This is a genomic window from Burkholderia arboris (genome assembly GCF_038723655.1).
GTDB lineage: Bacteria > Pseudomonadota > Gammaproteobacteria > Burkholderiales > Burkholderiaceae > Burkholderia > Burkholderia arboris.
On the sequence record NZ_CP109821.1, the window covers coordinates 321,905 to 348,269 of the forward strand.

The 26,365-nt window shown below is 60.9% G+C and carries 28 protein-coding genes; all 28 read left to right on the forward strand.

Annotated elements, in window-relative coordinates:
• Positions 1-74: 74 nt before the first annotated feature.
• The 28 genes from rplK (at position 75) to rplF (ending at position 26,362) form a co-directional block, all read left to right on the forward strand.
• Positions 75-506, forward strand: a complete 432-nt coding sequence (gene rplK, locus OHZ10_RS01515) for a 50S ribosomal protein L11 (RefSeq protein WP_006477201.1) — start codon at positions 75-77, stop codon at positions 504-506.
• Positions 507-1,205 (forward strand): 50S ribosomal protein L1, encoded by a 699-nt coding sequence (gene rplA, locus OHZ10_RS01520; protein ID WP_006482906.1) that lies wholly within the window; start codon positions 507-509, stop codon positions 1,203-1,205.
• A 295-nt stretch (positions 1,206-1,500) separates the two neighbouring features.
• Complete coding sequence (gene rplJ, locus OHZ10_RS01525; protein WP_059232621.1) at positions 1,501-1,998, forward strand: 50S ribosomal protein L10; 498 nt, start codon at positions 1,501-1,503, stop codon at positions 1,996-1,998.
• Positions 1,999-2,061: 63 nt separating this feature from the next.
• On the forward strand, positions 2,062-2,436 hold the full coding sequence (rplL, locus tag OHZ10_RS01530) for a 50S ribosomal protein L7/L12 (RefSeq protein WP_006477198.1): 375 nt from the start codon (positions 2,062-2,064) through the stop codon (positions 2,434-2,436).
• Positions 2,437-2,817: 381 nt separating this feature from the next.
• Complete coding sequence (gene rpoB, locus OHZ10_RS01535; RefSeq protein ID WP_174994248.1) at positions 2,818-6,924, forward strand: DNA-directed RNA polymerase subunit beta; 4,107 nt, start codon at positions 2,818-2,820, stop codon at positions 6,922-6,924.
• Positions 6,925-6,945: 21 nt separating this feature from the next.
• Positions 6,946-11,190, forward strand: a complete 4,245-nt coding sequence (gene rpoC, locus OHZ10_RS01540; RefSeq protein ID WP_059232618.1) for a DNA-directed RNA polymerase subunit beta' — start codon at positions 6,946-6,948, stop codon at positions 11,188-11,190.
• 275 nt (positions 11,191-11,465) lie between these two features.
• Positions 11,466-13,313 (forward strand): DNA helicase RecQ, encoded by a 1,848-nt coding sequence (gene recQ / locus OHZ10_RS01545; RefSeq protein WP_059232617.1) that lies wholly within the window; start codon positions 11,466-11,468, stop codon positions 13,311-13,313.
• A gap of 227 nt (positions 13,314-13,540) precedes the next feature.
• Positions 13,541-13,921 (forward strand): 30S ribosomal protein S12, encoded by a 381-nt coding sequence (gene rpsL, locus OHZ10_RS01550; RefSeq protein ID WP_006400662.1) that lies wholly within the window; start codon positions 13,541-13,543, stop codon positions 13,919-13,921.
• 172 nt (positions 13,922-14,093) lie between these two features.
• Positions 14,094-14,564, forward strand: a complete 471-nt coding sequence (gene rpsG / locus OHZ10_RS01555; RefSeq protein ID WP_006477195.1) for a 30S ribosomal protein S7 — start codon at positions 14,094-14,096, stop codon at positions 14,562-14,564.
• Between the two features lie 123 nt (positions 14,565-14,687).
• Complete coding sequence (gene fusA, locus OHZ10_RS01560; RefSeq protein WP_059232616.1) at positions 14,688-16,790, forward strand: elongation factor G; 2,103 nt, start codon at positions 14,688-14,690, stop codon at positions 16,788-16,790.
• A gap of 39 nt (positions 16,791-16,829) precedes the next feature.
• Positions 16,830-18,020: an elongation factor Tu gene (tuf, locus tag OHZ10_RS01565; RefSeq protein ID WP_011350666.1), complete on the forward strand. Its 1,191-nt coding sequence runs from the start codon at positions 16,830-16,832 to the stop codon at positions 18,018-18,020.
• Positions 18,021-18,305: 285 nt separating this feature from the next.
• Positions 18,306-18,617, forward strand: a complete 312-nt coding sequence (rpsJ, locus tag OHZ10_RS01570) for a 30S ribosomal protein S10 (RefSeq protein WP_004199280.1) — start codon at positions 18,306-18,308, stop codon at positions 18,615-18,617.
• Positions 18,618-18,794: 177 nt separating this feature from the next.
• Positions 18,795-19,445, forward strand: coding sequence for a 50S ribosomal protein L3 (rplC, locus tag OHZ10_RS01575; RefSeq protein ID WP_006482922.1), 651 nt, complete (start codon positions 18,795-18,797; stop codon positions 19,443-19,445).
• Complete coding sequence (gene rplD / locus OHZ10_RS01580; RefSeq protein WP_011350675.1) at positions 19,445-20,065, forward strand: 50S ribosomal protein L4; 621 nt, start codon at positions 19,445-19,447, stop codon at positions 20,063-20,065. Before rplC ends, rplD begins: the two co-directional genes overlap by 1 nt.
• Complete coding sequence (gene rplW, locus OHZ10_RS01585; protein WP_004199275.1) at positions 20,062-20,376, forward strand: 50S ribosomal protein L23; 315 nt, start codon at positions 20,062-20,064, stop codon at positions 20,374-20,376. Before rplD ends, rplW begins: the two co-directional genes overlap by 4 nt.
• A 2-nt stretch (positions 20,377-20,378) precedes the next feature.
• Positions 20,379-21,206 carry a 50S ribosomal protein L2 gene (rplB, locus tag OHZ10_RS01590; RefSeq protein ID WP_006482900.1) on the forward strand — a complete coding sequence of 276 codons (828 nt, stop codon included), beginning with the start codon at positions 20,379-20,381 and terminating at the stop codon, positions 21,204-21,206.
• A gap of 10 nt (positions 21,207-21,216) precedes the next feature.
• On the forward strand, positions 21,217-21,492 hold the full coding sequence (gene rpsS / locus OHZ10_RS01595) for a 30S ribosomal protein S19 (protein ID WP_004199273.1): 276 nt from the start codon (positions 21,217-21,219) through the stop codon (positions 21,490-21,492).
• Between the two features lie 12 nt (positions 21,493-21,504).
• Positions 21,505-21,834, forward strand: a complete 330-nt coding sequence (rplV, locus tag OHZ10_RS01600; RefSeq protein ID WP_004199272.1) for a 50S ribosomal protein L22 — start codon at positions 21,505-21,507, stop codon at positions 21,832-21,834.
• 11 nt (positions 21,835-21,845) lie between these two features.
• Entirely contained in the window at positions 21,846-22,646 is an 801-nt protein-coding gene (rpsC, locus tag OHZ10_RS01605; RefSeq protein WP_006482899.1) for a 30S ribosomal protein S3, read from the forward strand.
• Between the two features lie 2 nt (positions 22,647-22,648).
• Positions 22,649-23,065, forward strand: a complete 417-nt coding sequence (gene rplP / locus OHZ10_RS01610) for a 50S ribosomal protein L16 (RefSeq protein WP_006752927.1) — start codon at positions 22,649-22,651, stop codon at positions 23,063-23,065.
• Positions 23,066-23,074: 9 nt separating this feature from the next.
• Entirely contained in the window at positions 23,075-23,269 is a 195-nt protein-coding gene (gene rpmC, locus OHZ10_RS01615; RefSeq protein ID WP_006400652.1) for a 50S ribosomal protein L29, read from the forward strand.
• Positions 23,266-23,538, forward strand: coding sequence for a 30S ribosomal protein S17 (gene rpsQ, locus OHZ10_RS01620; protein ID WP_006477189.1), 273 nt, complete (start codon positions 23,266-23,268; stop codon positions 23,536-23,538). The genes rpmC and rpsQ overlap by 4 nt, the downstream gene beginning before the upstream one ends.
• A 309-nt stretch (positions 23,539-23,847) precedes the next feature.
• Positions 23,848-24,216: a 50S ribosomal protein L14 gene (gene rplN / locus OHZ10_RS01625; RefSeq protein ID WP_006482918.1), complete on the forward strand. Its 369-nt coding sequence runs from the start codon at positions 23,848-23,850 to the stop codon at positions 24,214-24,216.
• A gap of 9 nt (positions 24,217-24,225) precedes the next feature.
• Positions 24,226-24,534: a 50S ribosomal protein L24 gene (rplX, locus tag OHZ10_RS01630; protein ID WP_006477187.1), complete on the forward strand. Its 309-nt coding sequence runs from the start codon at positions 24,226-24,228 to the stop codon at positions 24,532-24,534.
• Positions 24,535-24,550: 16 nt separating this feature from the next.
• Positions 24,551-25,090 (forward strand): 50S ribosomal protein L5, encoded by a 540-nt coding sequence (gene rplE / locus OHZ10_RS01635; protein ID WP_006477186.1) that lies wholly within the window; start codon positions 24,551-24,553, stop codon positions 25,088-25,090.
• Positions 25,091-25,097: 7 nt separating this feature from the next.
• Complete coding sequence (gene rpsN, locus OHZ10_RS01640) at positions 25,098-25,403, forward strand: 30S ribosomal protein S14 (RefSeq protein ID WP_059232615.1); 306 nt, start codon at positions 25,098-25,100, stop codon at positions 25,401-25,403.
• Positions 25,404-25,417: 14 nt separating this feature from the next.
• Complete coding sequence (gene rpsH, locus OHZ10_RS01645; protein ID WP_006477185.1) at positions 25,418-25,813, forward strand: 30S ribosomal protein S8; 396 nt, start codon at positions 25,418-25,420, stop codon at positions 25,811-25,813.
• An 18-nt stretch (positions 25,814-25,831) separates the two neighbouring features.
• Complete coding sequence (gene rplF / locus OHZ10_RS01650; protein WP_006477184.1) at positions 25,832-26,362, forward strand: 50S ribosomal protein L6; 531 nt, start codon at positions 25,832-25,834, stop codon at positions 26,360-26,362.
• Positions 26,363-26,365 lie beyond the last annotated feature (3 nt).

Below are 26,365 nucleotides of genomic sequence, written 5' to 3' on the forward strand. Positions count from 1 at the left end.
GCGTCAGTAGCCAGCGGCGAACGCGCGTTATTACTCACCGAACGCCTTCTCTGGCGTTCCAATGAGGTTCACAAATGGCAAAGAAGATTATCGGCTTTATCAAGCTGCAGATCCCTGCAGGTAAAGCCAACCCGTCGCCGCCGGTCGGTCCGGCACTGGGCCAGCGCGGCCTGAACATCATGGAGTTCTGCAAGGCGTTCAACGCGCAGACTCAAGGCATGGAGCCGGGTCTGCCGGTGCCGGTGGTCATCACGGCATTCGCTGACAAGAGCTTCACGTTCGTGATGAAGACGCCGCCGGCAACCGTCCTGATCAAGAAGGCGGCGAAGGTGGACAAGGGCTCGAGCAAGCCGCACACCGACAAGGTCGGTTCGATCACGCGCGCTCAAGCCGAAGAAATCGCAAAGACCAAGATGCCGGACCTTACGGCAGCTGATCTGGACGCAGCCGTTCGCACCATCGCTGGTAGCGCACGCTCGATGGGCATCACTGTGGAGGGCGTGTAAATGGCTAAGATCTCCAAGCGCCGTCAGGCATTTGCCGCCAAGGTTGATCGTCAGAAGCTGTACGCGATCGAAGACGCACTGAGCCTCGTGAAGGAATGCGCGAGCGCGAAGTTCGACGAATCGATCGACGTCGCAGTCCAGCTCGGCATCGATGCAAAGAAGTCGGACCAGGTCGTTCGTGGTTCGGTCGTTCTGCCGGCCGGTACGGGCAAGTCGGTTCGCGTTGCTGTGTTCGCGCAAGGCGAGAAGGCTGAGCAAGCACGTGCGGCAGGTGCGGAAATCGTCGGTATGGAAGACCTGGCTGAGCAGATCAAGGCTGGCCAGATGGACTTCGACATCGTGATCGCTTCGCCGGACACGATGCGTATCGTCGGTACGCTCGGCCAGATCCTCGGCCCGCGCGGCCTGATGCCGAACCCGAAGGTCGGTACGGTCACGCCGGACGTCGCAACCGCCGTCAAGAACGCGAAGGCCGGTCAGGTGCAATTCCGTGTCGACAAGGCCGGTATCATCCACGCGACCATCGGCCGTGCATCGTTCGAGCCGACCGCGCTGCGTTCGAACCTGTCGGCGCTGATCGAAGCGCTGCAGAAGGCGAAGCCGGCAACGAGCAAGGGCGTCTACCTGCGCAAGATCGCACTGTCGAGCACGATGGGCGTCGGCGTGCGTGTCGACCAGGCTACGCTGGCAGCACAGTAAGCAAGTATTCGGGCCGCTTCGTTCGCGAAGCGGCCTACATGGGCTTTGGGCGGTTGTTCGCGCAGCAAGGCGAACAACCGGTTATCAAAGACCGTTGGTGGGGCGCAGCAGTCAGGTGATCCCTTAATTCAAGCCAACGCAGATGGCGAACCCGAAAAAGTTTTGCAGTGGTGAAGCCGCAGGCCGTGAAGCGATTCGCGGCGTGAGGTGGAAATACTCCTAACGAGGTCGGACGCCGTTGTTGAACGAGGTACGCGAGGTTTCGTGCCGAACGTATCGTTTCTGGAGGCTAACCGTGCCGCTTAATAGAGAAGACAAGCAAGCCGTCGTCGCTGAGGTTTCCGCGCAAGTCGCGAAGGCCCAGACCGTTGTGCTGGCTGAGTATCGTGGAATTGCGGTTGGCGATCTGACCAAGCTGCGCGCGCAAGCGCGTGAGCAAAAGGTTTACCTGCGCGTGTTGAAGAACACGCTGGCGCGTCGCGCTGTTGAAGGTACGCCGTTTGCTCCGCTGGCAGAGCAGATGACTGGTCCGCTGATCTACGGCATCTCGGAAGATGCAATTGCTGCTGCTAAGGTCGTCAACGACTTCGGCAAGAGCAATGACAAGTTGATCATCAAGGCTGGTTCGTTCGATGGCAAGGTGATGGACAAGGCTGGCGTGCAAGCGCTGGCAAGCATCCCGAGCCGCGAAGAACTGCTCTCGAAGCTGCTGTTCGTTATGCAATCGCCTGTTTCGGGCTTCGCGCGTGCTCTCGCCGCGCTGGCCGAGAAGAAGCAAGCGGAAGCTGCGTAAGCGAACGTGCATCAGCGTTACTGATCGCTGGCTGTATCCGAATTCAATTTAGGAGTATTTCAAATGGCAATCGCAAAAGAAGACATCCTGGCAGCAGTCGAAGGGATGACCGTTCTGGAACTGAACGAACTGGTCAAGGCGTTCGAAGAGAAGTTTGGCGTGTCGGCAGCTGCAGTGGCAGTCGCTGGCCCGGCAGGCGGCGGCGCTGCTGCTGCTGCAGAAGAGAAGACCGAATTCACGGTCGTCCTGGCTGAAGCCGGCGCCAACAAGGTTTCGGTCATCAAGGCCGTTCGCGAACTGACGGGCCTGGGCCTGAAGGAAGCGAAGGACCTGGTTGACGGTGCACCGAAGCCGGTCAAGGAAGGCGTCGACAAGGCTGCTGCTGAAGAAGCCAAGAAGAAGCTGGAAGAAGCAGGCGCGAAGGTCGAAGTCAAGTAAGTTTCGACGCGCTGTGCGAGGGCTGGCGGTATTTTCACCGCCAGCCTTTTTGTGCTTTGTGGGGACGTTATTCTGGCACTCATTCGGGAGCCCGAATAATCGGCCCCAGAAGCCAAAGAAAACCGCCTGATCGTTGCGAACGGTCACTCGCGATTGGCGGTTCTCTTTGTCTTCTGAAGCGACTGCAGAAGGCAAGTTTGGTCGGGTAGCGGGCAACACAGGCATCCGCTGCCGTCAGCCAGCGGTTGGTAGCGGCCAACCACCAAGCTTCTCGGCTCGTTCAAGCCGTCGAACGGCCATCGGGTCTCAGTCGGTGAACACTCGGGTTTGAAACGTCCAGGTATTCCGCCTCGATAGCACCCGCCGTGATTCGGAGATCGTATGCAATATTCCTTCACCGAGAAGAAGCGCATTCGCAAGAGTTTCGCGAAGCGCCCCATCGTTCACCAAGTTCCCTTCTTGCTGGCTACCCAGCTTGAATCATTCAGCACGTTTCTGCAAGCCGATGTGCCGGCGACACAACGCAAGCCTGAAGGTTTGCAGGCCGCGTTCACATCGGTATTTCCCATTGTTTCGCACAACGGTTTCGCGCGCCTCGAGTTCGTGAGCTATGCGCTGTCCTCGCCGGCATTCAACATCAAGGAATGCCAGCAGCGAGGCCTGACGTACTGCTCCGCGCTGCGCGCGAAGGTCCGCCTTGTCATCCTCGACAAGGAATCGCCGAACAAGCCGGTCGTCAAGGAAGTGAAAGAGCAGGAAGTGTACATGGGCGAAATGCCGCTCATGACGCCGACGGGCTCGTTCGTCATCAACGGCACCGAGCGTGTCATCGTCTCGCAGCTGCACCGTTCGCCGGGCGTGTTCTTCGAACACGACAAGGGCAAGACGCACAGCTCGGGCAAGCTGCTGTTCTCGGCACGGATCATTCCGTACCGCGGCTCGTGGCTCGACTTCGAATTCGATCCGAAGGACATCCTGTACTTCCGCGTCGACCGTCGCCGCAAGATGCCGGTCACGATCCTGCTGAAGGCCATCGGCCTGACGCCGGAACAGATCCTCGCGAACTTCTTCGTGTTCGACAACTTCACGCTGATGGACGAAGGCGCGCAACTCGAGTTCGTGCCCGAGCGCCTGCGTGGTGAAGTCGCGCGTTTCGACATCACGGATCGTGATGGCAAGGTCATTGTCCAGAAGGACAAGCGGATCAACGCGAAGCACATTCGTGACCTCGAAGCCGCGAAGACCAAGTTCATCTCGGTGCCGGAAGACTATCTGCTCGGCCGCGTGCTGGCGAAGAACGTCGTCGACGGCGACACCGGCGAAGTGATCGCGAGCGCGAACGACGAAGTCACGGAAAGCGTGCTCGAGAAGCTGCGCGAAGCGGGCATCAAGGACATCCAGACGCTCTACACGAACGACCTGGACCAGGGCCCGTACATCTCGTCGACGCTGCGTGTCGACGAAACGACCGATCGTACGGCCGCGCGCATCGCGATCTACCGCATGATGCGTCCGGGCGAGCCGCCGACCGAGGAAGCGGTCGAGGCACTGTTCAACCGTCTGTTCTACAGCGAAGAAGCGTACGACCTGTCGAAGGTCGGCCGTATGAAGTTCAACCGCCGCGTCAGCCGCGATGAAATCACCGGCCCGATGACGCTGCAGGACGACGACATCCTCGCGACGATCAAGATCCTCGTCGAGCTGCGCAACGGCAAGGGCGAAGTGGACGACATCGACCACCTCGGCAACCGTCGTGTGCGTTGCGTCGGCGAACTGGCGGAAAACCAGTTCCGCGCGGGTCTCGTGCGTGTCGAGCGCGCGGTCAAGGAACGCCTCGGCCAGGCCGAAAGCGAAAACCTGATGCCGCACGACCTGATCAACTCGAAGCCGATTTCGTCGGCGATCCGCGAGTTCTTCGGTTCGTCGCAGCTGTCGCAGTTCATGGACCAGACCAACCCGCTGTCGGAAATCACGCACAAGCGCCGTGTTTCCGCACTGGGCCCGGGCGGTCTGACGCGCGAACGCGCAGGCTTCGAAGTTCGCGACGTGCACCCGACCCACTATGGCCGCGTGTGCCCGATCGAAACGCCGGAAGGTCCGAACATCGGCCTGATCAACTCGCTCGCACTGTACGCGCACCTGAACGAGTACGGCTTCCTCGAGACGCCGTACCGCAAGGTTGTGGACAGCAAGGTGACCGACCAGATCGACTACCTGTCGGCGATCGAAGAAGGCCGCTACATGATCGCGCAGGCAAACGCCGCGATCGACGAGAACGGCCAGCTGATCGACGAACTCGTGTCGTCGCGTGAAGCCGGCGAAACGATGATGGTCACGCCGGACCGTATCCAGTACATGGACGTGGCGCCGTCGCAGATCGTGTCGGTTGCAGCCTCGCTGATTCCGTTCCTCGAGCACGATGACGCGAACCGTGCACTGATGGGTTCGAACATGCAGCGTCAGGCCGTGCCGTGTCTGCGTCCGGAAAAGCCGGTCGTCGGTACGGGTATCGAGCGCACCTGCGCGGTCGACTCGGGTACGACGGTTCAGGCGTTCCGTGGCGGCGTCGTCGACTATGTCGACGCAGGCCGTATCGTGATTCGCGTGAACGACGAAGAAGCGGTCGCAGGTGAAGTCGGTGTCGACATCTACAACCTGATCAAGTACACGCGTTCGAACCAGAACACGAACATCAACCAGCGTCCGATCGTGAAGATGGGCGACAAGGTCTCGCGCGGCGACGTGCTGGCCGACGGCGCCTCGACGGACCTGGGCGAGCTCGCGCTCGGCCAGAACATGCTGATCGCGTTCATGCCGTGGAACGGCTACAACTTCGAGGATTCGATCCTGATCTCGGAGAAGGTGGTCGCGGACGATCGCTACACGTCGATCCACATCGAAGAGCTGAACGTCGTTGCACGTGACACGAAGCTCGGGCCGGAAGAAATCACGCGCGACATCTCGAACCTGGCGGAAATCCAGCTCGGCCGTCTCGACGAATCGGGCATCGTGTACATCGGTGCGGAAGTCGAAGCGGGCGACGTGATGGTCGGCAAGGTCACGCCGAAGGGCGAGACCCAGCTGACGCCGGAAGAGAAGCTGCTGCGCGCGATCTTCGGCGAGAAGGCTTCGGACGTGAAGGACACGTCGCTGCGCGTGCCGTCGGGCATGAGCGGCACCGTGATCGACGTCCAGGTGTTCACGCGTGAAGGCATCCAGCGCGACAAGCGTGCGCAACAGATCATCGACGACGAACTGAAGCGCTATCGTCTCGACCTGAACGACCAGCTGCGCATCGTGGAAGGCGACGCGTTCCAGCGTCTCGCACGCATGCTCGTGGGCAAGGTCGCGAACGGCGGTCCGAAGAAGCTCGCGAAGGGTACGAAGATCGACCAGGCTTACCTGGAAGACCTCGACCACTACCACTGGTTCGACATCCGCCTCGCGGACGACGAAGCAGCGGCGCAGCTCGAAGCGATCAAGAACTCGATCGAGGAAAAGCGTCACCAGTTCGACCTCGCGTTCGAAGAGAAGCGCAAGAAGCTCACGCAAGGCGACGAACTGCCGCCGGGCGTGCTGAAGATGGTCAAGGTGTACCTCGCGGTGAAGCGCCGTCTGCAGCCTGGCGACAAGATGGCAGGCCGTCACGGTAACAAGGGTGTCGTGTCGAAGATCGTCCCGATCGAAGACATGCCTTACATGGCCGATGGCCGTCCGGCAGACGTCGTGCTGAACCCGCTCGGCGTGCCGTCGCGGATGAACGTGGGTCAGGTTCTGGAAGTGCACCTCGGCTGGGCCGCGAAGGGCCTCGGCTGGCGTATCGGCGAAATGCTGCAGCGTCAGGCGAAGATCGAGGAAATGCGCGCGTTCCTGACGAAGATCTACAACGATTCGGGCCGCCAGGAAGATCTGGAAAGCTTCACCGACGACGAGATCCTCGAGCTCGCGAAGAACCTGCGCGAAGGCGTGCCGTTCGCAACGCCGGTGTTCGACGGTGCGACCGAGGAAGAAATGGGCAAGATGCTCGACCTCGCGTTCCCGGACGACATCGCTGAACAGCTCGGCATGAACCCGTCGAAGAACCAGGTCCGTCTGTACGACGGCCGCACGGGTGAAATGTTCGAACGTCGCGTGACGCTCGGCTACATGCACTACCTGAAGCTGCACCACTTGGTCGACGACAAGATGCACGCGCGTTCGACCGGCCCGTACTCGCTCGTCACGCAGCAGCCGCTGGGTGGTAAGGCGCAGTTCGGTGGCCAGCGTTTCGGTGAAATGGAAGTGTGGGCACTCGAAGCGTACGGCGCGTCCTACGTGCTGCAGGAAATGCTGACGGTGAAGTCGGACGACGTGAACGGCCGGACCAAGGTCTATGAGAACCTGGTCAAGGGCGATCATGTTATCGATGCAGGCATGCCGGAATCCTTCAACGTGCTCGTGAAGGAAATCCGCTCGCTCGGTATCGACATCGATCTCGACCGCAATTAATCGGACTACGGAGAGAAAGCAATGAAAGCTCTGCTCGATCTATTCAAGCAAGTCCAACAGGAAGAAGTTTTCGACGCGATCAAGATCGGTCTGGCCTCGCCGGACAAGATCCGTTCGTGGTCGTTCGGCGAAGTGAAGAAGCCGGAGACCATCAACTACCGTACGTTCAAGCCGGAACGCGATGGTCTCTTCTGCGCGAAGATCTTCGGGCCGATCAAGGACTACGAGTGCCTGTGCGGCAAGTACAAGCGTCTGAAGCACCGCGGCGTGATCTGCGAGAAGTGCGGCGTCGAAGTGACGCTGGCGAAGGTGCGTCGCGAACGGATGGGCCACATTGAGCTGGCCTCGCCGGTCGCGCACATCTGGTTCCTGAAGTCGCTGCCGTCGCGTCTGGGCATGGTGCTCGACATGACGCTGCGCGACATCGAACGCGTGCTGTACTTCGAAGCGTATGTGGTGATCGAACCGGGCATGACGCCGCTGAAGGCGCGGCAGATCATGACCGAAGAGGATTACTACAACAAGGTCGAGGAATACGGCGACGAATTCCGTGCCGAGATGGGCGCGGAAGGCGTGCGTGAACTGCTGCGCGCGATCAACATCGACGAGCAGGTCGAGACGCTGCGCACCGAGCTGAAGAACACCGGCTCGGAAGCGAAGATCAAGAAGTACGCGAAGCGCCTGAAGGTCCTCGAGGCATTCCAGCGTTCGGGCATCAAGCCCGAGTGGATGATCCTCGAAGTGCTGCCGGTGCTGCCGCCGGAACTGCGTCCGCTGGTGCCGCTGGACGGCGGCCGTTTCGCGACGTCGGACCTGAACGACCTGTATCGCCGCGTGATCAACCGTAACAACCGGTTGAAGCGTCTGCTCGAGCTGAAGGCGCCTGAAATCATCGTCCGCAACGAAAAGCGGATGCTGCAGGAAGCCGTCGACTCGCTGCTCGACAACGGTCGTCGCGGCAAGGCGATGACGGGCGCGAACAAGCGTCCGCTGAAGTCGCTCGCCGACATGATCAAGGGTAAGGGCGGTCGTTTCCGTCAGAACCTGCTGGGCAAGCGCGTCGACTACTCGGGCCGTTCGGTCATCGTGGTCGGCCCGACGCTGAAGCTGCACCAGTGCGGTCTGCCGAAGCTGATGGCGCTCGAGCTGTTCAAGCCGTTCATCTTCAACAAGCTGGAAGTGATGGGCGTCGCGACGACCATCAAGGCTGCGAAGAAGGAAGTCGAGAACCAGACTCCGGTGGTGTGGGACATCCTCGAAGAGGTGATCCGCGAGCACCCGGTGATGCTGAACCGTGCGCCGACGCTGCACCGTCTCGGTATCCAGGCGTTCGAGCCGGTCCTGATCGAAGGCAAGGCAATTCAGCTGCACCCGCTCGTTTGCGCGGCGTTCAACGCCGACTTCGACGGTGACCAGATGGCCGTTCACGTGCCGCTGTCGCTCGAAGCGCAGATGGAAGCGCGTACGCTGATGCTGGCGTCGAACAACGTGCTGTTCCCGGCCAACGGCGATCCGTCGATCGTGCCGTCGCAGGATATCGTGCTGGGTCTGTACTATGCGACCCGCGAAGCCGTCAACGGCAAGGGCGAAGGCCTGTCGTTCACGGGCGTGTCGGAAGCGATCCGCGCGTACGAGAACAAGGAAGTCGAGCTGGCCTCGCGCGTCAACGTGCGGATCACCGAAATGGTCCGCAACGAGGACACGTCGGAAGGCGCGCCGGAATTCGTGCCGAAGATCTCGCTGTACGCGACGACCGTCGGCCGCGCGATCCTGTCGGAGATCCTGCCGCACGGCCTGCCGTTCTCGGTGCTGAACAAGCCGCTGAAGAAGAAGGAAATCTCGCGCCTGATCAACACGGCGTTCCGCAAGTGCGGTCTGCGCGCGACGGTGGTGTTCGCCGATCAGCTGATGCAGTCGGGTTTCCGTCTCGCGACGCGTGCCGGCATTTCGATCTGCGTGGACGACATGCTCGTGCCGCCGCAGAAGGAAACGATCGTCGGCGACGCCGCGAAGAAGGTGAAGGAGTACGACCGCCAGTACATGTCGGGTCTCGTCACCGCGCAGGAACGCTACAACAACGTAGTCGACATCTGGTCGGCAACGTCGGAAGCGGTCGGCAAGGCGATGATGGAGCAGCTGTCGACGGAGCCGGTGACGGACCGCGACGGCAAGGAAACGCGCCAGGAATCGTTCAACTCGATCTACATGATGGCCGACTCGGGCGCCCGGGGTTCGGCGGTTCAGATTCGTCAGCTGGCCGGTATGCGAGGCCTGATGGCGAAGCCGGACGGCTCGATTATCGAGACGCCGATTACCGCGAACTTCCGCGAAGGTCTGAACGTGTTGCAGTACTTCATCTCGACCCACGGTGCACGTAAGGGTCTGGCTGATACGGCACTGAAGACCGCGAACTCGGGTTACCTGACGCGTCGTCTCGTCGACGTCACGCAGGATCTGGTCGTGGTGGAAGACGATTGCGGCACGTCGAACGGCGTCGCGATGAAGGCGTTGGTCGAAGGCGGTGAAGTCGTCGAAGCGTTGCGCGACCGTATCCTCGGCCGCGTCGCGGTCGCGGACGTCGTGAACCCGGAAACGCAGGAAACGGTGTACGAATCGGGCATGCTGCTCGACGAAACGGCGGTCGAGGAAATCGAACGCCTCGGCATCGACGAAGTGCGCGTGCGCACGCCGCTGACCTGCGAAACGCGTTACGGCCTGTGCGCGGCCTGCTACGGCCGTGACCTCGGCCGCGGCTCGCTGGTGAACGTCGGCGAAGCAGTCGGCGTGATCGCGGCACAGTCGATCGGTGAACCGGGCACGCAGCTGACGATGCGTACGTTCCACATCGGTGGTGCGGCATCGCGTGCGGCGGTGGCTTCGTCGGTCGAAGCGAAGAGCAACGGTATCGTGCGCTTCACGGCGACGATGCGCTACGTCACGAACGCGAAGGGCGAGCAGATCGTCATTTCCCGTTCGGGCGAAGCGATGATCACCGACGACTTCGGTCGCGAGCGCGAGCGTCACAAAGTGCCGTACGGCGCGACGCTGCTGCAGCTCGACGGCGTGACGATCAAGGCAGGCACGCAGCTCGCCACGTGGGATCCGCTGACGCGTCCGATCATCACCGAGTACGGTGGTACGGTGAAGTTCGAGAACGTCGAGGAGGGCGTGACCGTCGCGAAGCAGATCGACGACGTGACCGGCCTGTCGACGCTGGTCGTGATCGACGTGAAGCGTCGCGGTTCGCAGGCTTCGAAGAGCGTGCGCCCGCAGGTGAAGCTGCTCGACGCGAACGGCGAAGAAGTGAAGATTCCGGGCACGGAGCACGCAGTGCAGATCGGCTTCCAGGTCGGCGCACTGATCACCGTGAAGGATGGCCAGCAGGTGCAGGTCGGTGAAGTGCTCGCACGTATCCCGACCGAAGCGCAGAAGACGCGTGACATTACCGGCGGTCTGCCGCGGGTGGCGGAACTGTTCGAAGCGCGTTCGCCGAAGGATGCCGGCATTCTCGCGGAAGTCACCGGTACGACGTCGTTCGGTAAGGACACGAAGGGCAAGCAGCGTCTCGTCATCACGGACCTCGAGGGCAACCAGCACGAGTTCCTGATCGCGAAGGAAAAGCAGGTTCTGGTTCACGATGCACAGGTCGTCAACAAGGGCGAAATGATCGTGGACGGTCCGGCCGATCCGCACGACATCCTGCGTCTGCAGGGTATCGAGGCGCTGTCGCGCTACATCGTCGACGAAGTGCAGGACGTGTATCGTCTGCAGGGCGTGAAGATCAACGACAAGCACATCGAGGTGATCGTTCGCCAGATGCTGCGTCGTGTGCAGATCACCGACAACGGTGATACGCGCTTCATCCCGGGCGAACAGGTCGAGCGTTCCGACATGCTGGACGAGAACGATCGCATGATCGCCGAGGGCAAGCGTCCGGCTTCGTACGACAACGTGCTGCTCGGTATCACGAAGGCATCGCTGTCGACCGACTCGTTCATCTCCGCGGCATCGTTCCAGGAAACGACCCGCGTGCTGACCGAAGCGGCGATCATGGGCAAGCGCGACGATCTGCGTGGCCTGAAGGAAAACGTGATCGTCGGCCGTCTGATTCCGGCCGGTACGGGTCTCGCGTTCCACAAGGCACGCAAGGCGAAGGAATCGTCGGATCGCGAGCGTTTCGACCAGATCGCAGCGGAAGAGGCATTCGACTTCGGCACGCCGAGCGCGCCGGCAGAAGAGCCGCAACAACACCCGGCAGCCGAGTAACGGCAGGCGGCGCAAGCCGCCTTGCGTTGCCGACATCGCTGTCACCGAAACCGCCCGGTCCTGCCGGGCGGTTTTTTTTATCCGTCGTTCACGTGCATGACGTGCCTGCACCGCACCGGCGCATGCCCCGCGATCGCTTGCGGAGCGGCCGCGGCAGGCCCGTGATGCACGCGAACGAACCCTGGCCGAACGGCCAACAATGCACGATTGGCCACGCGCCGCGCGAGCGGGTTGTTAAAATCGCGGTCATCGTTTAGCCGTCCCTGTCCTCATTCATGTCCCGCGCCCTCGAAATTCTCGACGAAGTCTTTGGTTATTCCGCTTTTCGCGGCCAGCAGGGCGAGATTGTCGAACACGTCGCCGGCGGCGGCGATTGCCTCGTGCTGATGCCGACGGGCGGCGGCAAGTCGCTGTGTTACCAGATCCCCGCGCTGCTGCGCCGCGAGGCCGGGCAGGGCGCCGGCATCGTCGTGTCGCCGCTGATTGCGCTGATGCAGGACCAGGTCGCCGCGCTGCGTGAAGTCGGCGTGCGTGCGGCCTACCTGAATTCGACGCTGTCGGGCGCCGAGGCCGCGGCAACCGAGCGCGCGCTGCGCGAAGGCGAAATCGACCTGCTGTACGTCGCGCCGGAGCGCCTGATGACGGGGCGTTTCCTCGACCTGCTCGAGCGCGCGAAGATCGGCCTGTTCGCGATCGACGAAGCGCACTGCGTGTCGCAATGGGGGCACGATTTCCGTCCGGAATACATTCAGCTGTCGGTGCTGCACGAGCGCTTCCCGGCGGTGCCGCGCATCGCGCTGACGGCCACGGCCGATGCGATCACGCGCGACGAGATCATCCACCGTCTCGCGCTCGACGACGCACGCGTGTTCGTGTCGAGCTTCGACCGCCCGAACATCCGCTACCGGATCGTCGAGAAGGACAACGCGCGCTCGCAGCTGCTCGACTTCATTCGCGCCGAACATACGAATGCCGACGGCACGACCGACGCAGGCGTCGTCTACTGCCTGTCGCGCCGCAAGGTCGAGGAAACCGCCGAGTGGCTGAAGGCGCAGGGCGTGCGCGCGCTGCCGTATCACGCGGGGATGGAGTTCGAGGTGCGGCAGAAGCACCAGGAGATGTTCCAGCGCGAAGAGGGCATCGTGATGTGCGCGACGATCGCGTTCGGCATGGGCATCGACAAGCCCGACGTGCGCTTCGTCGCGCACCTCGATTTGCCGAAGAGCGTCGAAGGCTACTACCAGGAAACCGGCCGTGCGGGCCGCGACGGGATGCCCGCGAATGCATGGATGGCGTACGGCCTCGGCGACGTCGTCCAGCAGCGCAAGATGATCGACGAGTCCGATGCGGACGACGCGCACAAGCGCGTGCAGACCTCGAAGCTCGACGCGCTGCTCGGGCTGTGCGAGACGATCTCGTGCCGCCGCGTGCGGCTGCTGAACTACTTCGGCGAAGAGAGCCGCCCGTGCGGCAACTGCGATACGTGCCTCGAGCCGCCTGATTCGTGGGACGCGACGCGCGAGGCGCAGATGGCGCTGTCGTGCGTGTTCCGCGCGCAGCGCGCGAGCGGCTTCAATTTCGGCTCGAGCCACCTGATCGAGATCCTGCGCGGCGGGCGCACCGAGAAGGTGTTGCAGCGCGGCCACGACCAGCTCACGACGTTCGGGATCGGCGCGTCGCTGTCCGAGCCCGAATGGCGCGCGATTTTCCGGCAGCTCGTCGCGTACGGCTACCTGGCCGTCGATCATGGCGGCTTCGGCGCGCTCGTGCTGACCGAGGCCGCGAAGCCCGTGCTGAAGAACGAGGAGAAGGTCACGCTGCGCCGCTACGTGAAGCCGCAGCGCACGCGTCAGTCGTCGAGCCGCAGCGGCACGCGCGTCGACCCGACGGCCGGCATGGGCACACGCGAGCGCGCACGCTGGGATGCGCTGCGCGCATGGCGCGCGGAAACCGCCAAGACCGACGGCGTGCCGGCCTACGTGATCTTCCACGACGCGACGCTCGCGGAAATCGCGCGCAACGCGCCGGAGTCGATCGACGACCTGCGCCACATCCCCGGCATGGGCGTACGCAAGCTCGAACGCTTCGGCGACGAGATCATCGACGTCGTCGAATCGGCCTGACACGGACGTTCCGACCCTTCCTGTAAACCACGCAGTCGACTGGGAAATCACGCAAGCCGTTGACTTAGTTGGCATTTCCGGAATATGATGCTGGGTTCCGGTATTCGGTGGGCCGTGTCGCGTTCGAAAGCTCGCACCCGATTCGCCGGTTCGGAAGTCAACTGTGCGCCGATTCTCGCTTTGCCCGAAATCGATGCGCAGATTTTGTTCAATTTCAGGAATAAACAATGCCAACCATCAACCAACTGGTTCGCAAAGGCCGTCAGTCGGAAACGACGAAGAGCAAGAGCCCGGCCCTGCAGGACTGCCCCCAGCGTCGCGGCGTGTGCACCCGTGTGTACACGACGACGCCGAAGAAGCCGAACTCGGCACTCCGTAAGGTCGCCAAGGTTCGTCTGACGAACGGCTTCGAAGTGATTTCGTACATCGGCGGTGAAGGCCACAACCTGCAGGAACACTCGGTTGTGCTGATCCGCGGCGGCCGTGTGAAGGACTTGCCGGGTGTGCGTTACCACATGGTTCGCGGCTCGCTGGATACCCAGGGCGTCAAGGACCGTAAGCAAGCGCGCTCGAAGTACGGCGCGAAGCGTGCAAAGGCTGCCAAGTAAGCAGTTTTTGATCAGGGATCGCCGCAGGGCGGTCAAGGCGGGAGTGCCGGATTGCCGGTGCTGTCGAGTAAGTGGTCACCCGGCCAAGCTGGTTAGTCGTGAAGATGTGATCGGGTTTGTTGGTGGCCGCGGAGCTGGAACCAGCTCCAACTGAACAAGTAAAGGAAGAATCATGCCGCGTCGTCGCGAAGTCCCCAAGCGGGAAGTGTTGCCGGATCCGAAGTTCGGTAACGTTGATGTTGCCAAGTTCATGAACATGCTGATGCTGTCCGGCAAGAAGTCGGTCGCAGAGCGCATCGTTTATGGCGCATTCGAACAAATCCAGACCAAGGGTGGCAAGGACCCGCTGGAAGTGTTCACGGTTGCGCTCAACAACGTGAAGCCGGTGGTCGAAGTGAAGAGCCGTCGCGTTGGTGGTGCCAACTATCAAGTTCCGGTCGAAGTGCGCCCGTCGCGTCGTATGGCATTGGCGATGCGCTGGCTGCGTGAGGCTGCGAAGAAGCGTAGCGAGAAGTCGATGGCCCTGCGCCTGGCAGGTGAACTCTCCGAAGCGGCCGAAGGCCGTGGCGGCGCGATGAAGAAGCGCGACGAAGTTCACCGCATGGCAGAAGCCAACCGCGCGTTCTCGCATTTCCGTTTCTAAGCGCCTGGCTGGGCTGTTAGCGGAAATAAATTCCGGGCGGGTGCGCTTTTCAGGCGCCTCGCCCGTTTGTGTTGAAGCGTGATGCAGCCGGGCTGCATCACGTCATCCCAGTAGAGGATCAAAGTGGCTCGCAAGACTCCTATCGAGCGCTACCGCAATATCGGTATTAGCGCTCACATCGACGCCGGCAAAACGACGACGACCGAGCGCATTCTGTTTTACACCGGTGTGAACCACAAGATCGGTGAAGTCCACGACGGCGCAGCCACGATGGACTGGATGGAGCAGGAACAGGAGCGTGGCATCACGATCACGTCCGCTGCTACCACGGCCTTCTGGAAGGGCATGGGCGGCAACTATCCGGAACACCGCATCAACATCATCGACACCCCGGGCCACGTCGACTTCACGATTGAAGTCGAGCGCTCGATGCGCGTGCTCGACGGCGCGTGCATGGTGTACTGCGCAGTGGGCGGCGTGCAGCCGCAGTCGGAAACGGTGTGGCGCCAGGCGAACAAGTACAAGGTGCCGCGTCTCGCGTTCGTCAACAAGATGGACCGTACCGGCGCGAACTTCTTCAAGGTCTACGACCAGCTCCGTCTGCGCCTGAAGGCGAACCCGGTTCCGGTCGTGGTGCCGATCGGTGCGGAAGAAGGCTTCAAGGGCGTCGTCGATCTGATCAAGATGAAGGCGATCATTTGGGACGAAGCGTCGCAAGGTACCAAGTTCGACTACGTCGACATCCCGGCGGAACTCGTCGACACGTGCAACGAATGGCGTGAAAAGATGGTCGAGGCGGCTGCAGAGTCGAACGAAGACCTGATGAACAAGTACCTGGAAGCAGGCGAGCTGTCGGAAGCCGAGATCGTGAAGGGTCTGCGCGACCGTACGATCGCGTGCGAAATCCAGCCGATGCTGTGCGGCACTGCGTTCAAGAACAAGGGCGTGCAGCGTATGCTCGACGCCGTGATCGATTTCCTGCCGTCGCCGGTCGATATTCCGCCGGTTACGGGTGAACTCGAAAATGGCGAGAAGACGGAGCGCCGCGCTGCCGACGACGAGAAGTTCGCGGCACTGGCATTCAAGATCATGACCGACCCGTTCGTCGGCCAGCTGATCTTCTTCCGCGTCTACTCGGGCGTCGTCAATTCGGGCGACACGCTGCTCAATGCGACCAAGGACAAGAAGGAACGTCTCGGCCGTATTCTGCAGATGCACGCGAACCAGCGTGAAGAAATCAAGGAAGTTCGCGCTGGCGACATCGCGGCTGCGGTCGGCCTGAAGGAAGCGACCACGGGCGACACGCTGTGCGATCCGGCTCACCCGATCGTGCTCGAACGCATGATTTTCCCGGAGCCGGTGATTTCGCAGGCCGTCGAGCCGAAGACGAAGGCTGACCAGGAAAAGATGGGCCTGGCGCTCAACCGTCTGGCTCAGGAAGATCCGTCGTTCCGCGTGCAGACCGACGAAGAATCGGGTCAAACGATCATTTCGGGTATGGGCGAGCTCCACCTCGAAATTCTGGTTGACCGGATGAAGCGTGAATTCGGCGTGGAAGCGACCGTCGGCAAGCCGCAGGTTGCGTACCGCGAAACCATTCGCAAGTCGGCCGCGGACGTCGAAGGCAAGTTCGTCAAGCAGTCGGGTGGTCGTGGTCAGTATGGCCATGCGGTCATTACGCTCGAGCGCAGCGAACTGGGCAAGGGCTACGAGTTCATCGACGCGATCAAGGGCGGCGTGATTCCGCGCGAATACATCCCGTCGGTTGACAAGGGTATCCAGGAAACGCTGAAGAGCGGCGTGCTGGCAGGCTTCCCGGTCGTCGACGTGAAGGTCACGCTGACGTTCGGTTCGTACCACGACGTTGACTCGAACGAAAATGCGTTCCGCATGGCTGGTTCGATGGCGTTCAAGGAAGCGATGCGCCGTGCCGATCCGGTTCTGCTCGAGCCGATGATGGCCGTGGAAGTGGAAACGCCGGAAGACTTCATGGGTAACGTCATGGGCGACCTGTCGGGTCGTCGCGGCATTATCCAGGGCATGGACGACATGGTGGGCGGCGGCAAGATCGTGCGCGCCGAAGTGCCGCTGTCGGAAATGTTCGGCTACTCGACGTCGCTGCGTTCGCTGACGCAGGGTCGCGCAACGTACACGATGGAGTTCAAGCACTACGCTGAAGCTCCGAAGAACGTTGCAGAAGCGATCATCAGCGCGAAGACGAAGTAATTCGTTATCACAATCGACTATTTTTGAAAGAAGAGAATCATGGCAAAAGGTAAATTCGAGCGGACCAAGCCGCACGTGAACGTTGGTACGATTGGTCACGTTGACCACGGCAAGACGACGCTGACGGCAGCGATCACGACGGTTCTGACGAAGAAGTTCGGCGGCGAAGCGAAGGCGTACGACCAGATCGACGCGGCACCGGAAGAAAAGGCGCGCGGCATCACGATCAACACGGCACACGTCGAGTACGAAACGGCTAACCGCCACTACGCACACGTCGACTGCCCGGGCCACGCTGACTATGTGAAGAACATGATCACGGGCGCAGCGCAGATGGACGGCGCGATCCTGGTTTGCTCGGCAGCTGACGGCCCGATGCCGCAGACGCGTGAGCACATCCTGCTGGCCCGTCAGGTTGGCGTTCCGTACATCATCGTGTTCCTGAACAAGTGCGACATGGTGGACGACGCTGAACTGCTCGAGCTGGTCGAGATGGAAGTTCGCGAACTCCTGTCGAAGTACGACTTCCCGGGCGACGACACGCCGATCGTGAAGGGTTCGGCGAAGCTGGCGCTGGAAGGCGACACGGGCGAGCTGGGCGAAGTGGCGATCATGAGCCTGGCCGACGCGCTGGACACGTACATCCCGACGCCGGAGCGTGCAGTTGACGGCGCGTTCCTGATGCCGGTGGAAGACGTGTTCTCGATCTCGGGCCGTGGTACGGTTGTGACGGGTCGTGTCGAGCGCGGCATCGTGAAGGTCGGCGAAGAAATCGAAATCGTCGGTATCAAGCCGACGGTGAAGACGACCTGCACGGGCGTTGAAATGTTCCGCAAGCTGCTGGACCAAGGTCAGGCAGGCGACAACGTGGGTATCCTGCTGCGCGGCACGAAGCGTGAAGACGTGGAGCGTGGCCAGGTTCTGGCGAAGCCGGGCTCGATCACGCCGCACACGCACTTCACGGCTGAAGTGTACGTGCTGAGCAAGGACGAAGGCGGCCGTCACACGCCGTTCTTCAACAACTACCGTCCGCAGTTCTACTTCCGTACGACGGACGTGACGGGCTCGATCGAGCTGCCGAAGGACAAGGAAATGGTGATGCCGGGCGACAACGTGTCGATCACGGTGAAGCTGATCGCTCCGATCGCGATGGAAGAAGGTCTGCGCTTCGCAATCCGCGAAGGCGGCCGTACGGTCGGCGCCGGCGTCGTCGCCAAGATCATCGAGTAACATCGACGATCCGCGGATCCCGACGGGGTCCGCGATTCCGCGGTACGCAGTTGTACCGTCTGAACCGGGTGTCCAGCTTGCGCTGGCACCCGGTTTTGTTTTTCGGCGGCGCGTTGTGTGGCCCGAGAAACTCGCACCACCATGTCAGAATTTCGTGTAGAATCGCGGGCTTAGCAGTGGAAGTACCGTCAGGAACGTGATGTCTCGCTCCCCGCAGGCGTCATGTTTCACGTTCTTTTAGTGTCCGGCGATGCAAGATCGCCTCGCTCTTTTCAAGGAATTGTCATGCAGCAACAGAAAATCCGCATTCGCCTGAAGGCTTTCGACTATCGTCTGATCGATCAATCGGCTGCCGAAATCGTCGATACCGCGAAGCGGACTGGCGCAATCGTCCGTGGCCCGGTGCCGCTGCCGACGCGCATTCAGCGTTTTGACATCCTGCGTTCGCCGCACGTCAACAAGACGTCGCGCGATCAGCTCGAAATCCGCACCCACCAGCGCCTGATGGACATCGTCGACCCGACGGACAAGACCGTTGACGCGCTGATGAAGCTCGACCTGCCGGCTGGCGTCGACGTGGAAATCAAGCTGCAGTAAGGCTTCCAGCGCCGATCGGCTTGCCGGGCGGCGCTAAGTCTTTGATTGCTTGCAGAAAACGTGAGGTCGGGCTATAATGCTTGGCTTTTCGCGTATTCGCGTAAAAAAGTTGGGCCTTGCGTGCCTGGCATTTTGTAAATCAGCCCCGACCAATCGCAGTCGGGAATGGAGAAAATGATGAGCCTTGGACTCGTAGGTCGCAAGGTTGGCATGACCCGTATCTTCACGGCTGAAGGGGATTCGATTCCCGTCACCGTGCTGGACGTGTCGGACAACCGCGTGACGCAGATCAAGACTGTTGAAACCGACGGCTACACGGCCGTGCAGGTTGCATTCGGCTCCCGTCGTGCATCGCGCGTGACGAAGCCGCTGGCAGGTCATCTCGCCAAAGCCGGTGTCGAAGCCGGTGAAATCCTCAAGGAATTCCGCATTGACGCGGCCAAGGCAGCTGAGCTGTCGAATGGCGCCGTGGTCGGTGCTGATCTTTTCGAAGTGGGCCAGAAGGTCGACGTGCAAGGCGTGTCGATCGGTAAGGGCTACGCCGGTACGATCAAGCGTTACAACTTCTCCTCCGGCCGTGCCACGCACGGTAACTCGCGCTCGCACAACGTGCCGGGCTCGATCGGTATGGCGCAGGATCCGGGTCGTGTTTTCCCGGGTAAACGCATGACGGGTCACATGGGTGACGTGACGGTGACGGTGCAGAACCTCGAAATCGCTCGTATCGACGCAGAGCGCAAGCTGCTGCTCGTGAAGGGTGCGATTCCGGGCGCGAAGGGCGGCAAAGTCTTCGTGACGCCGGCCGTCAAGACCAAGGGGGCGAAATAATGGAACTCAAGCTCCTGAACGAAAATGGTCAGGAAGGTGCAGTGGTCAACGCATCGGACGTCGTGTTCGGTCGTGACTACAACGAAGCGCTGATCCACCAGGTCGTCGTCGCTTACCAGGCGAATGCTCGCCAGGGTAACCGCGCACAGAAGGACCGTGAGCAAGTCAAGCACACGACGAAGAAGCCGTGGCGCCAGAAGGGTACGGGCCGCGCTCGTGCCGGTATGTCGTCGAGCCCGTTGTGGCGTGGCGGTGGTCGTATCTTCCCGAATTCGCCGGAAGAAAACTTCTCGCACAAGGTCAACAAGAAGATGCATCGCGCAGGTCTCTGCTCGATCTTCTCGCAGCTGGCCCGTGAAGGCCGTCTGTCGGTCGTCGAGGACATCATCCTCGAAGCGCCGAAGACCAAGCTGCTGGCCGAAAAATTCAAGACCATGGGTCTCGACTCCGTGCTGATCATCACCGACACGGTTGACGAAAACCTGTACCTGGCATCGCGCAACCTGCCGCACGTGGCAATTGTCGAGCCGCGCTACGCTGACCCGCTGTCGCTGATCTACTTCAAGAAAGTGCTGGTCACGAAGGCTGCGGTCGCCCAGATCGAGGAGTTGCTGTCATGAGCGAGATTCGCAAGAACGATCATCGTTTGATGCAGGTCCTGCTCGCACCGGTGATCTCGGAAAAGGCGACGCTGGTTGCCGACAAAAACGAGCAAGTCGTGTTCGAAGTCGCACCGGATGCCACGAAGCAGGAAGTGAAGGCGGCCGTTGAGCTGCTGTTCAAGGTTGAAGTTGATTCCGTCAACGTGCTGGTTCAGAAGGGCAAGCAAAAGCGCTTTGGCCGTTCGATGGGCCGCCGCAAGGACGTGAAGAAGGCGTACGTTTGCCTGAAGCCCGGCCAGGAAATCAACTTTGAAGCGGAGGCCAAGTAATCATGGCAATCGTTAAAGTTAAGCCGACATCGCCGGGTCGCCGCGCGATGGTCAAGGTGGTCAACAAGAACCTGCACCAGGGCAAGCCGTTCGCGGCACTGCTCGACTCGCAGAGCTCGACCGCCGGCCGTAACAACAACGGTCGTATCACCACGCGTCACAAGGGTGGTGGTCACAAGCAGCACTACCGTATCGTCGATTTCCGTCGCACGAAGGACGGCATCCCGGCAAAGGTCGAACGTCTCGAGTACGACCCGAACCGTAGCGCGAACATCGCGCTGGTGCTCTACGCAGACGGCGAGCGTCGCTACATCATCGCCCCGAAGGGCCTGACCGTCGGCCAACAGCTGATGTCGGGTTCGGAAGCGCCGATCCGTGCAGGCAACACGCTGCCGATCCGCAACATTCCGGTCGGTACGACGATCCACTGCATCGAGATGCTGCCGGGCAAGGGCGCGCAAATGGCGCGTTCGGCTGGCACGTCGGCCATGCTGCTGGCACGTGAAGGCGTCTACGCGCAGGTTCGTCTGCGTTCGGGCGAAATCCGCCGCGTGCACATCGAGTGCCGTGCAACGATCGGTGAAGTCGGTAACGAAGAGCATAGCCTGCGCCAGATCGGCAAGGCTGGCGCGAACCGCTGGCGCGGTATCCGCCCGACGGTGCGTGGCGTTGCGATGAACCCGGTTGATCACCCGCACGGTGGTGGTGAGGGCAAGACGGCTGCAGGTCGCGATCCGGTGAGCCCGTGGGGTACGCCGGCTAAGGGTTATCGCACCCGTAGCAACAAGCGCACGACGACGATGATCGTCCAGCGCCGTCACAAGCGTTAAGGAGTAGGCAATGGCACGTTCTGTTAAAAAAGGTCCGTTCTGCGACGCCCATTTGCTGAAGAAAGTTGAGGCGGCTGCAGCTTCGCGCGACAAAAAGCCGATCAAGACCTGGTCGCGTCGCTCGACGATTCTGCCGGATTTCATCGGCCTGACGATCGCTGTTCACAACGGCCGTCAACACGTTCCGGTGTACATCTCGGAAAACATGGTCGGCCACAAGCTTGGCGAGTTCGCACTGACCCGTACGTTCAAGGGTCACGCAGCCGACAAGAAGGCCAAGAAATAAGGGGCAATCAAGATGGAAGTGAAAGCAATTCATCGCGGTGCCCGCATCTCGGCGCAAAAAACGCGCCTTGTGGCTGACCAGATCCGCGGTTTGCCGGTCGACAAGGCGCTGAACGTTCTGACGTTCTCGCCGAAGAAAGCGGCTGGCATCGTGAAGAAGGTTGTGCTGTCGGCAATCGCGAATGCGGAGCACAACGAAGGCGCCGATATCGACGAGCTCAAGATCAAGAGCATCTACGTCGACAAGGCTGCATCGCTCAAGCGTTTCACCGCGCGCGCCAAGGGCCGCGGTAACCGCATCGAGAAGCAATCCTGTCACATCACTGTGACGGTCGGGAATTAAGGAGCCATACGATGGGACAGAAAATTCATCCGACTGGCTTCCGCCTGGCTGTCAGCCGCAATTGGGCTTCGCGTTGGTACGCGAACAACAACAATTTCGCGGCGATGCTGCAGGAAGACATCGGTGTTCGTGAATACCTGAAGAAGAAGCTGAAGAACGCTTCGGTCGGTCGGGTCGTCATCGAGCGTCCGGCGAAGAACGCGCGCATCACGATTTACAGCTCGCGTCCGGGTGTGGTCATCGGCAAGAAGGGCGAGGATATCGAACAGCTGAAGACGGAACTGCAACGCCGCATGGGCGTGCCGGTTCACGTCAACATCGAAGAAATCCGCAAGCCGGAAACCGATGCTCAGCTGATCGCCGACTCGATCACGCAACAGCTCGAGCGCCGGATCATGTTCCGTCGCGCGATGAAGCGTGCGATGCAGAACGCGATGCGTCTGGGTGCTCAAGGCATCAAGATCATGAGCGCGGGCCGTCTGAACGGTATCGAAATCGCTCGTACGGAGTGGTATCGCGAAGGTCGCGTGCCGCTTCATACGCTGCGTGCCGATATCGACTACGCGACCTCGGAAGCGAAGACGACTTACGGGATCATCGGCGTCAAGGTGTGGGTCTACAAGGGCGATACGCTCGGCCGCAACGACGCACCGGTGGTGGAAGAAGTAGCCGAAGACAAGCGTCCGCGTCGCAATGCGCGTCCGGGCGACCGTCGTCCGCGCCGTGACGGCGAAGGCGGCGCTCCGGGTGCTCGTCGTGGCGCACCGCGCCGTGGCGCCGGCAAGCCCGAAGACGGCAAGACTGGAGAATAACGATGCTGCAACCGAAACGCAGGAAGTATCGTAAAGAGCAGAAGGGTCGTAACACCGGCAAGGCGACGCGCGGCAACGCAGTGTCGTTCGGTGATTTCGGCCTGAAGGCGATCGGTCGCGGTCGTTTGACCGCACGCCAGATTGAAGCGGCGCGTCGTGCAATGACGCGTCACATCAAGCGTGGCGGCCGCATCTGGATCCGGATCTTCCCGGACAAGCCGATTTCGCAGAAGCCGGCGGAAGTGCGTATGGGTAACGGTAAGGGTAACCCGGAGTACTACGTCGCCGAGATTCAGCCGGGCAAGATGCTCTATGAAATGGACGGCGTAACCGAAGAACTGGCACGCGAAGCGTTCCGTCTGGCTGCAGCCAAGCTGCCGCTGAAGACGGCGTTCATCGTGCGCCAGCTCGGCGCCTAAGGAGAAAATATGAAGGCTTCCGAACTTCTCCAGAAAGACCAGGCCGCGCTCAACAAGGAGCTGGCGGACCTGCTGAAGGCGCAATTCGGCCTGCGCATGCAACTCGCGACCCAGCAGCTCACGAACACGAGCCAGCTGAAGAAGGTTCGTCGCGACATCGCACGTGTGCGGACCGTCATGACTCAGAAGGCGAACCAGAAATGAACGATAGCGTGAAAACCTCGCTGAAGCGGACGCTGGTCGGTCGGGTCGTCAGCAACAAGATGGACAAGACCGTCACCGTGCTGATCGAGCACCGCGTCAAGCATCCGATCTACGGCAAGTATGTCGTGCGTTCGAAGAAGTACCACGCGCACGATGAAGCGAACACCTACAACGAAGGCGATCTCGTCGAAATCCAGGAAACGCGTCCTGTTTCGAAGACGAAGGCCTGGACGGTGTCGCGCCTCGTCGAAGCCGCTCGCGTCATCTAAGCGGGCAGCGCAGTAGGCAGTAACAGGCACTTCTCCACGAAGTGCTTGAAATCGCAAAGTTTTTGCTTGCGGGACCAGGATTATTTGTTATAATCCTGGTCTTCCCTCTTTATGGGAGCCCCGTCGCGGGCGAAGTTGGTGGGGGAAGCGGACTGGCGCCAGCCTGTCCGAAAGATTCACCGAATTGCGATGGCGGGTTTCGTTTGCCGTCGCTGCTGTTCCAACCCAAGCAGCCGATTGGCTGACGGGACCAAGACTGACCGAGTGCATCATGGTGGTGCATCCGGATTAAGTTGGGAAAGACAAACCATGATCCAGACCGAATCTCGGCTCGAAGTAGCCGACAACACGGGTGCACGTGAAGTCCTGTGCATCAAGGTGCTCGGCGGCTCGAAGCGTCGTTATGCCGGCATTGGCGACATCATCAAGGTGAGCGTCAAAGAGGCAACGCCGCGCGGGCGCGTGAAGAAAGGCGAAATTTACAACGCCGTGGTGGTCCGCACCGCCAAGGGCGTGCGCCGTCAAGACGGCTCGCTGATCAAGTTCGACGGCAACGCCGCTGTGCTTTTGAATAACAAGCTCGAGCCGATCGGCACCCGTATCTTCGGGCCGGTGACGCGTGAGCTGCGTAGCGAACGATTCATGAAGATCGTTTCGCTGGCGCCGGAAGTGCTGTAAGGAGTCGCGATGAACAAGATTCGCAAAGGTGACGAAGTCATCGTCGTCACTGGCAAGGACAAGGGCAAGCGCGGCGTCGTGCTGGCTGTCGGTGCTGAACATGTGACGGTTGAAGGTATCAACCTCGTCAAGAAGCATGTGAAGCCGAACCCGATGAAGGGTACGACGGGCGGCGTGGAAGCGAAGACGATGCCCCTGCATATTTCGAACGTCGCACTGGTCGACGCGAATGGCAAGGCGTCGCGTGTTGGCATCAAGGTCGAGGAAGGCAAGAAGGTTCGCTTCCTGAAGACGACCGGTGCCGTACTGAGCGCCTGACGCAGCGGAGTAAAAAATGGCTCGTTTTCAAGAGTTTTACAAAGAAAAGGTTGTGCCCGGCCTGATCGAGAAGTTCGGTTACAAGTCGGTCATGGAAGTGCCGCGCATCACCAAGATCACGCTGAACATGGGTCTTGGCGAAGCGATCGCTGACAAGAAGATCATCGAGAACGCCGTTGGCGACCTCACGAAGATCGCCGGCCAGAAGCCGGTCGTCACGAAGGCTCGCAAGGCAATCGCAGGCTTCAAGATCCGCCAGGGTTACCCGATCGGCGCGATGGTGACGCTGCGTGGCCAAGCAATGTACGAATTCCTCGACCGTTTCGTGACGGTTGCCCTGCCCCGCGTGCGAGATTTCCGCGGCGTGTCGGGTCGTGCTTTCGATGGCCGTGGCAACTACAACATCGGTGTGAAAGAGCAGATCATTTTCCCCGAAATCGACTACGACAAGATCGACGCACTGCGTGGGCTGAACATCAGCATCACGACGACTGCGAAGACCGACGACGAAGCAAAGGCTCTGCTCGCCAGCTTCAAGTTCCCGTTCAGAAACTGAGGTTACCGTGGCTAAACTGGCACTGATCGAACGTGAAAAGAAGCGCGCCCGCCTGGTCGCGAAGTTCGCAGCAAAGCGTGAAACGCTGAAGGCGATCGTCGAAGACCAAAGCAAGTCGGAAGAAGAGCGCTACGAAGCACGCCTGGAGCTGCAGCAACTGCCCCGCAACGCAAACCCGACCCGCCAGCGTAACCGCTGCGCGATCACGGGCCGTCCGCGTGGCACGTTCCGTAAATTCGGCCTCGCGCGTAACAAGATTCGTGAAATCGCATTCCGTGGCGAGATTCCTGGCCTGACCAAGGCGAGCTGGTAATAGGAGAAACGTAAATGAGCATGAGTGATCCTATCGCCGATATGCTGACTCGCATCCGCAACGCGCAGATGGTCGAGAAGGTATCGGTAGCGATGCCCTCGTCGAAGGTCAAGGTTGCAATCGCGCAAGTCCTCAAGGACGAAGGTTATATCGACGATTTCGCCGTCAAGGCGGAAGGTGCGAAGTCCGAACTGAATATCGCGCTGAAGTACTACGCAGGTCGCCCGGTCATCGAACGCCTCGAGCGCGTGTCGAAGCCTGGTCTGCGCGTGTACCGCGGCCGTAACGACATTCCGCAGGTCATGAACGGCCTCGGCGTGGCTATCGTGTCGACGCCGAAGGGCGTGATGACTGATCGCAAGGCGCGCGCTACCGGCGTCGGCGGCGAAGTCATCTGCTACGTCGCTTAAAGCCGAGGAGAGAGAAACATGTCTCGAGTAGGTAAGAGCCCGATCGCGCTGCAAGGCGCGGAAGTCAAGCTGGCCGACGGTGCAATCACCGTCAAGGGCCCGCTGGGCACCATCACGCAAGCGATCAATCCGCTCGTGAACGTGGCGAACAACGACGGCACGCTGAATCTGTCGCCGGTCGACGAAAGCCGCGAAGCAAATGCACTGTCGGGCACGATGCGCGCGATCATCGCGAATGCCGTGCACGGCGTGACCAAGGGTTTCGAGCGCAAGCTGACGCTGGTTGGCGTCGGTTACCGTGCGCAAGCGCAAGGCGACAAGCTGAACCTGTCGCTGGGTTTCTCGCACCCGGTGGTGCACCAGATGCCGGAAGGCGTCAAGGCTGAAACCCCGACGCAAACCGAAATCGTGATCAAGGGGATCAACAAGCAACAAGTCGGTCAAGTGGCTGCGGAAGTCCGCGGTTACCGTCCGCCGGAGCCCTACAAGGGCAAGGGCGTGCGTTATGCCGACGAGGTTGTGATCCTCAAAGAAACGAAGAAGAAGTAAGGG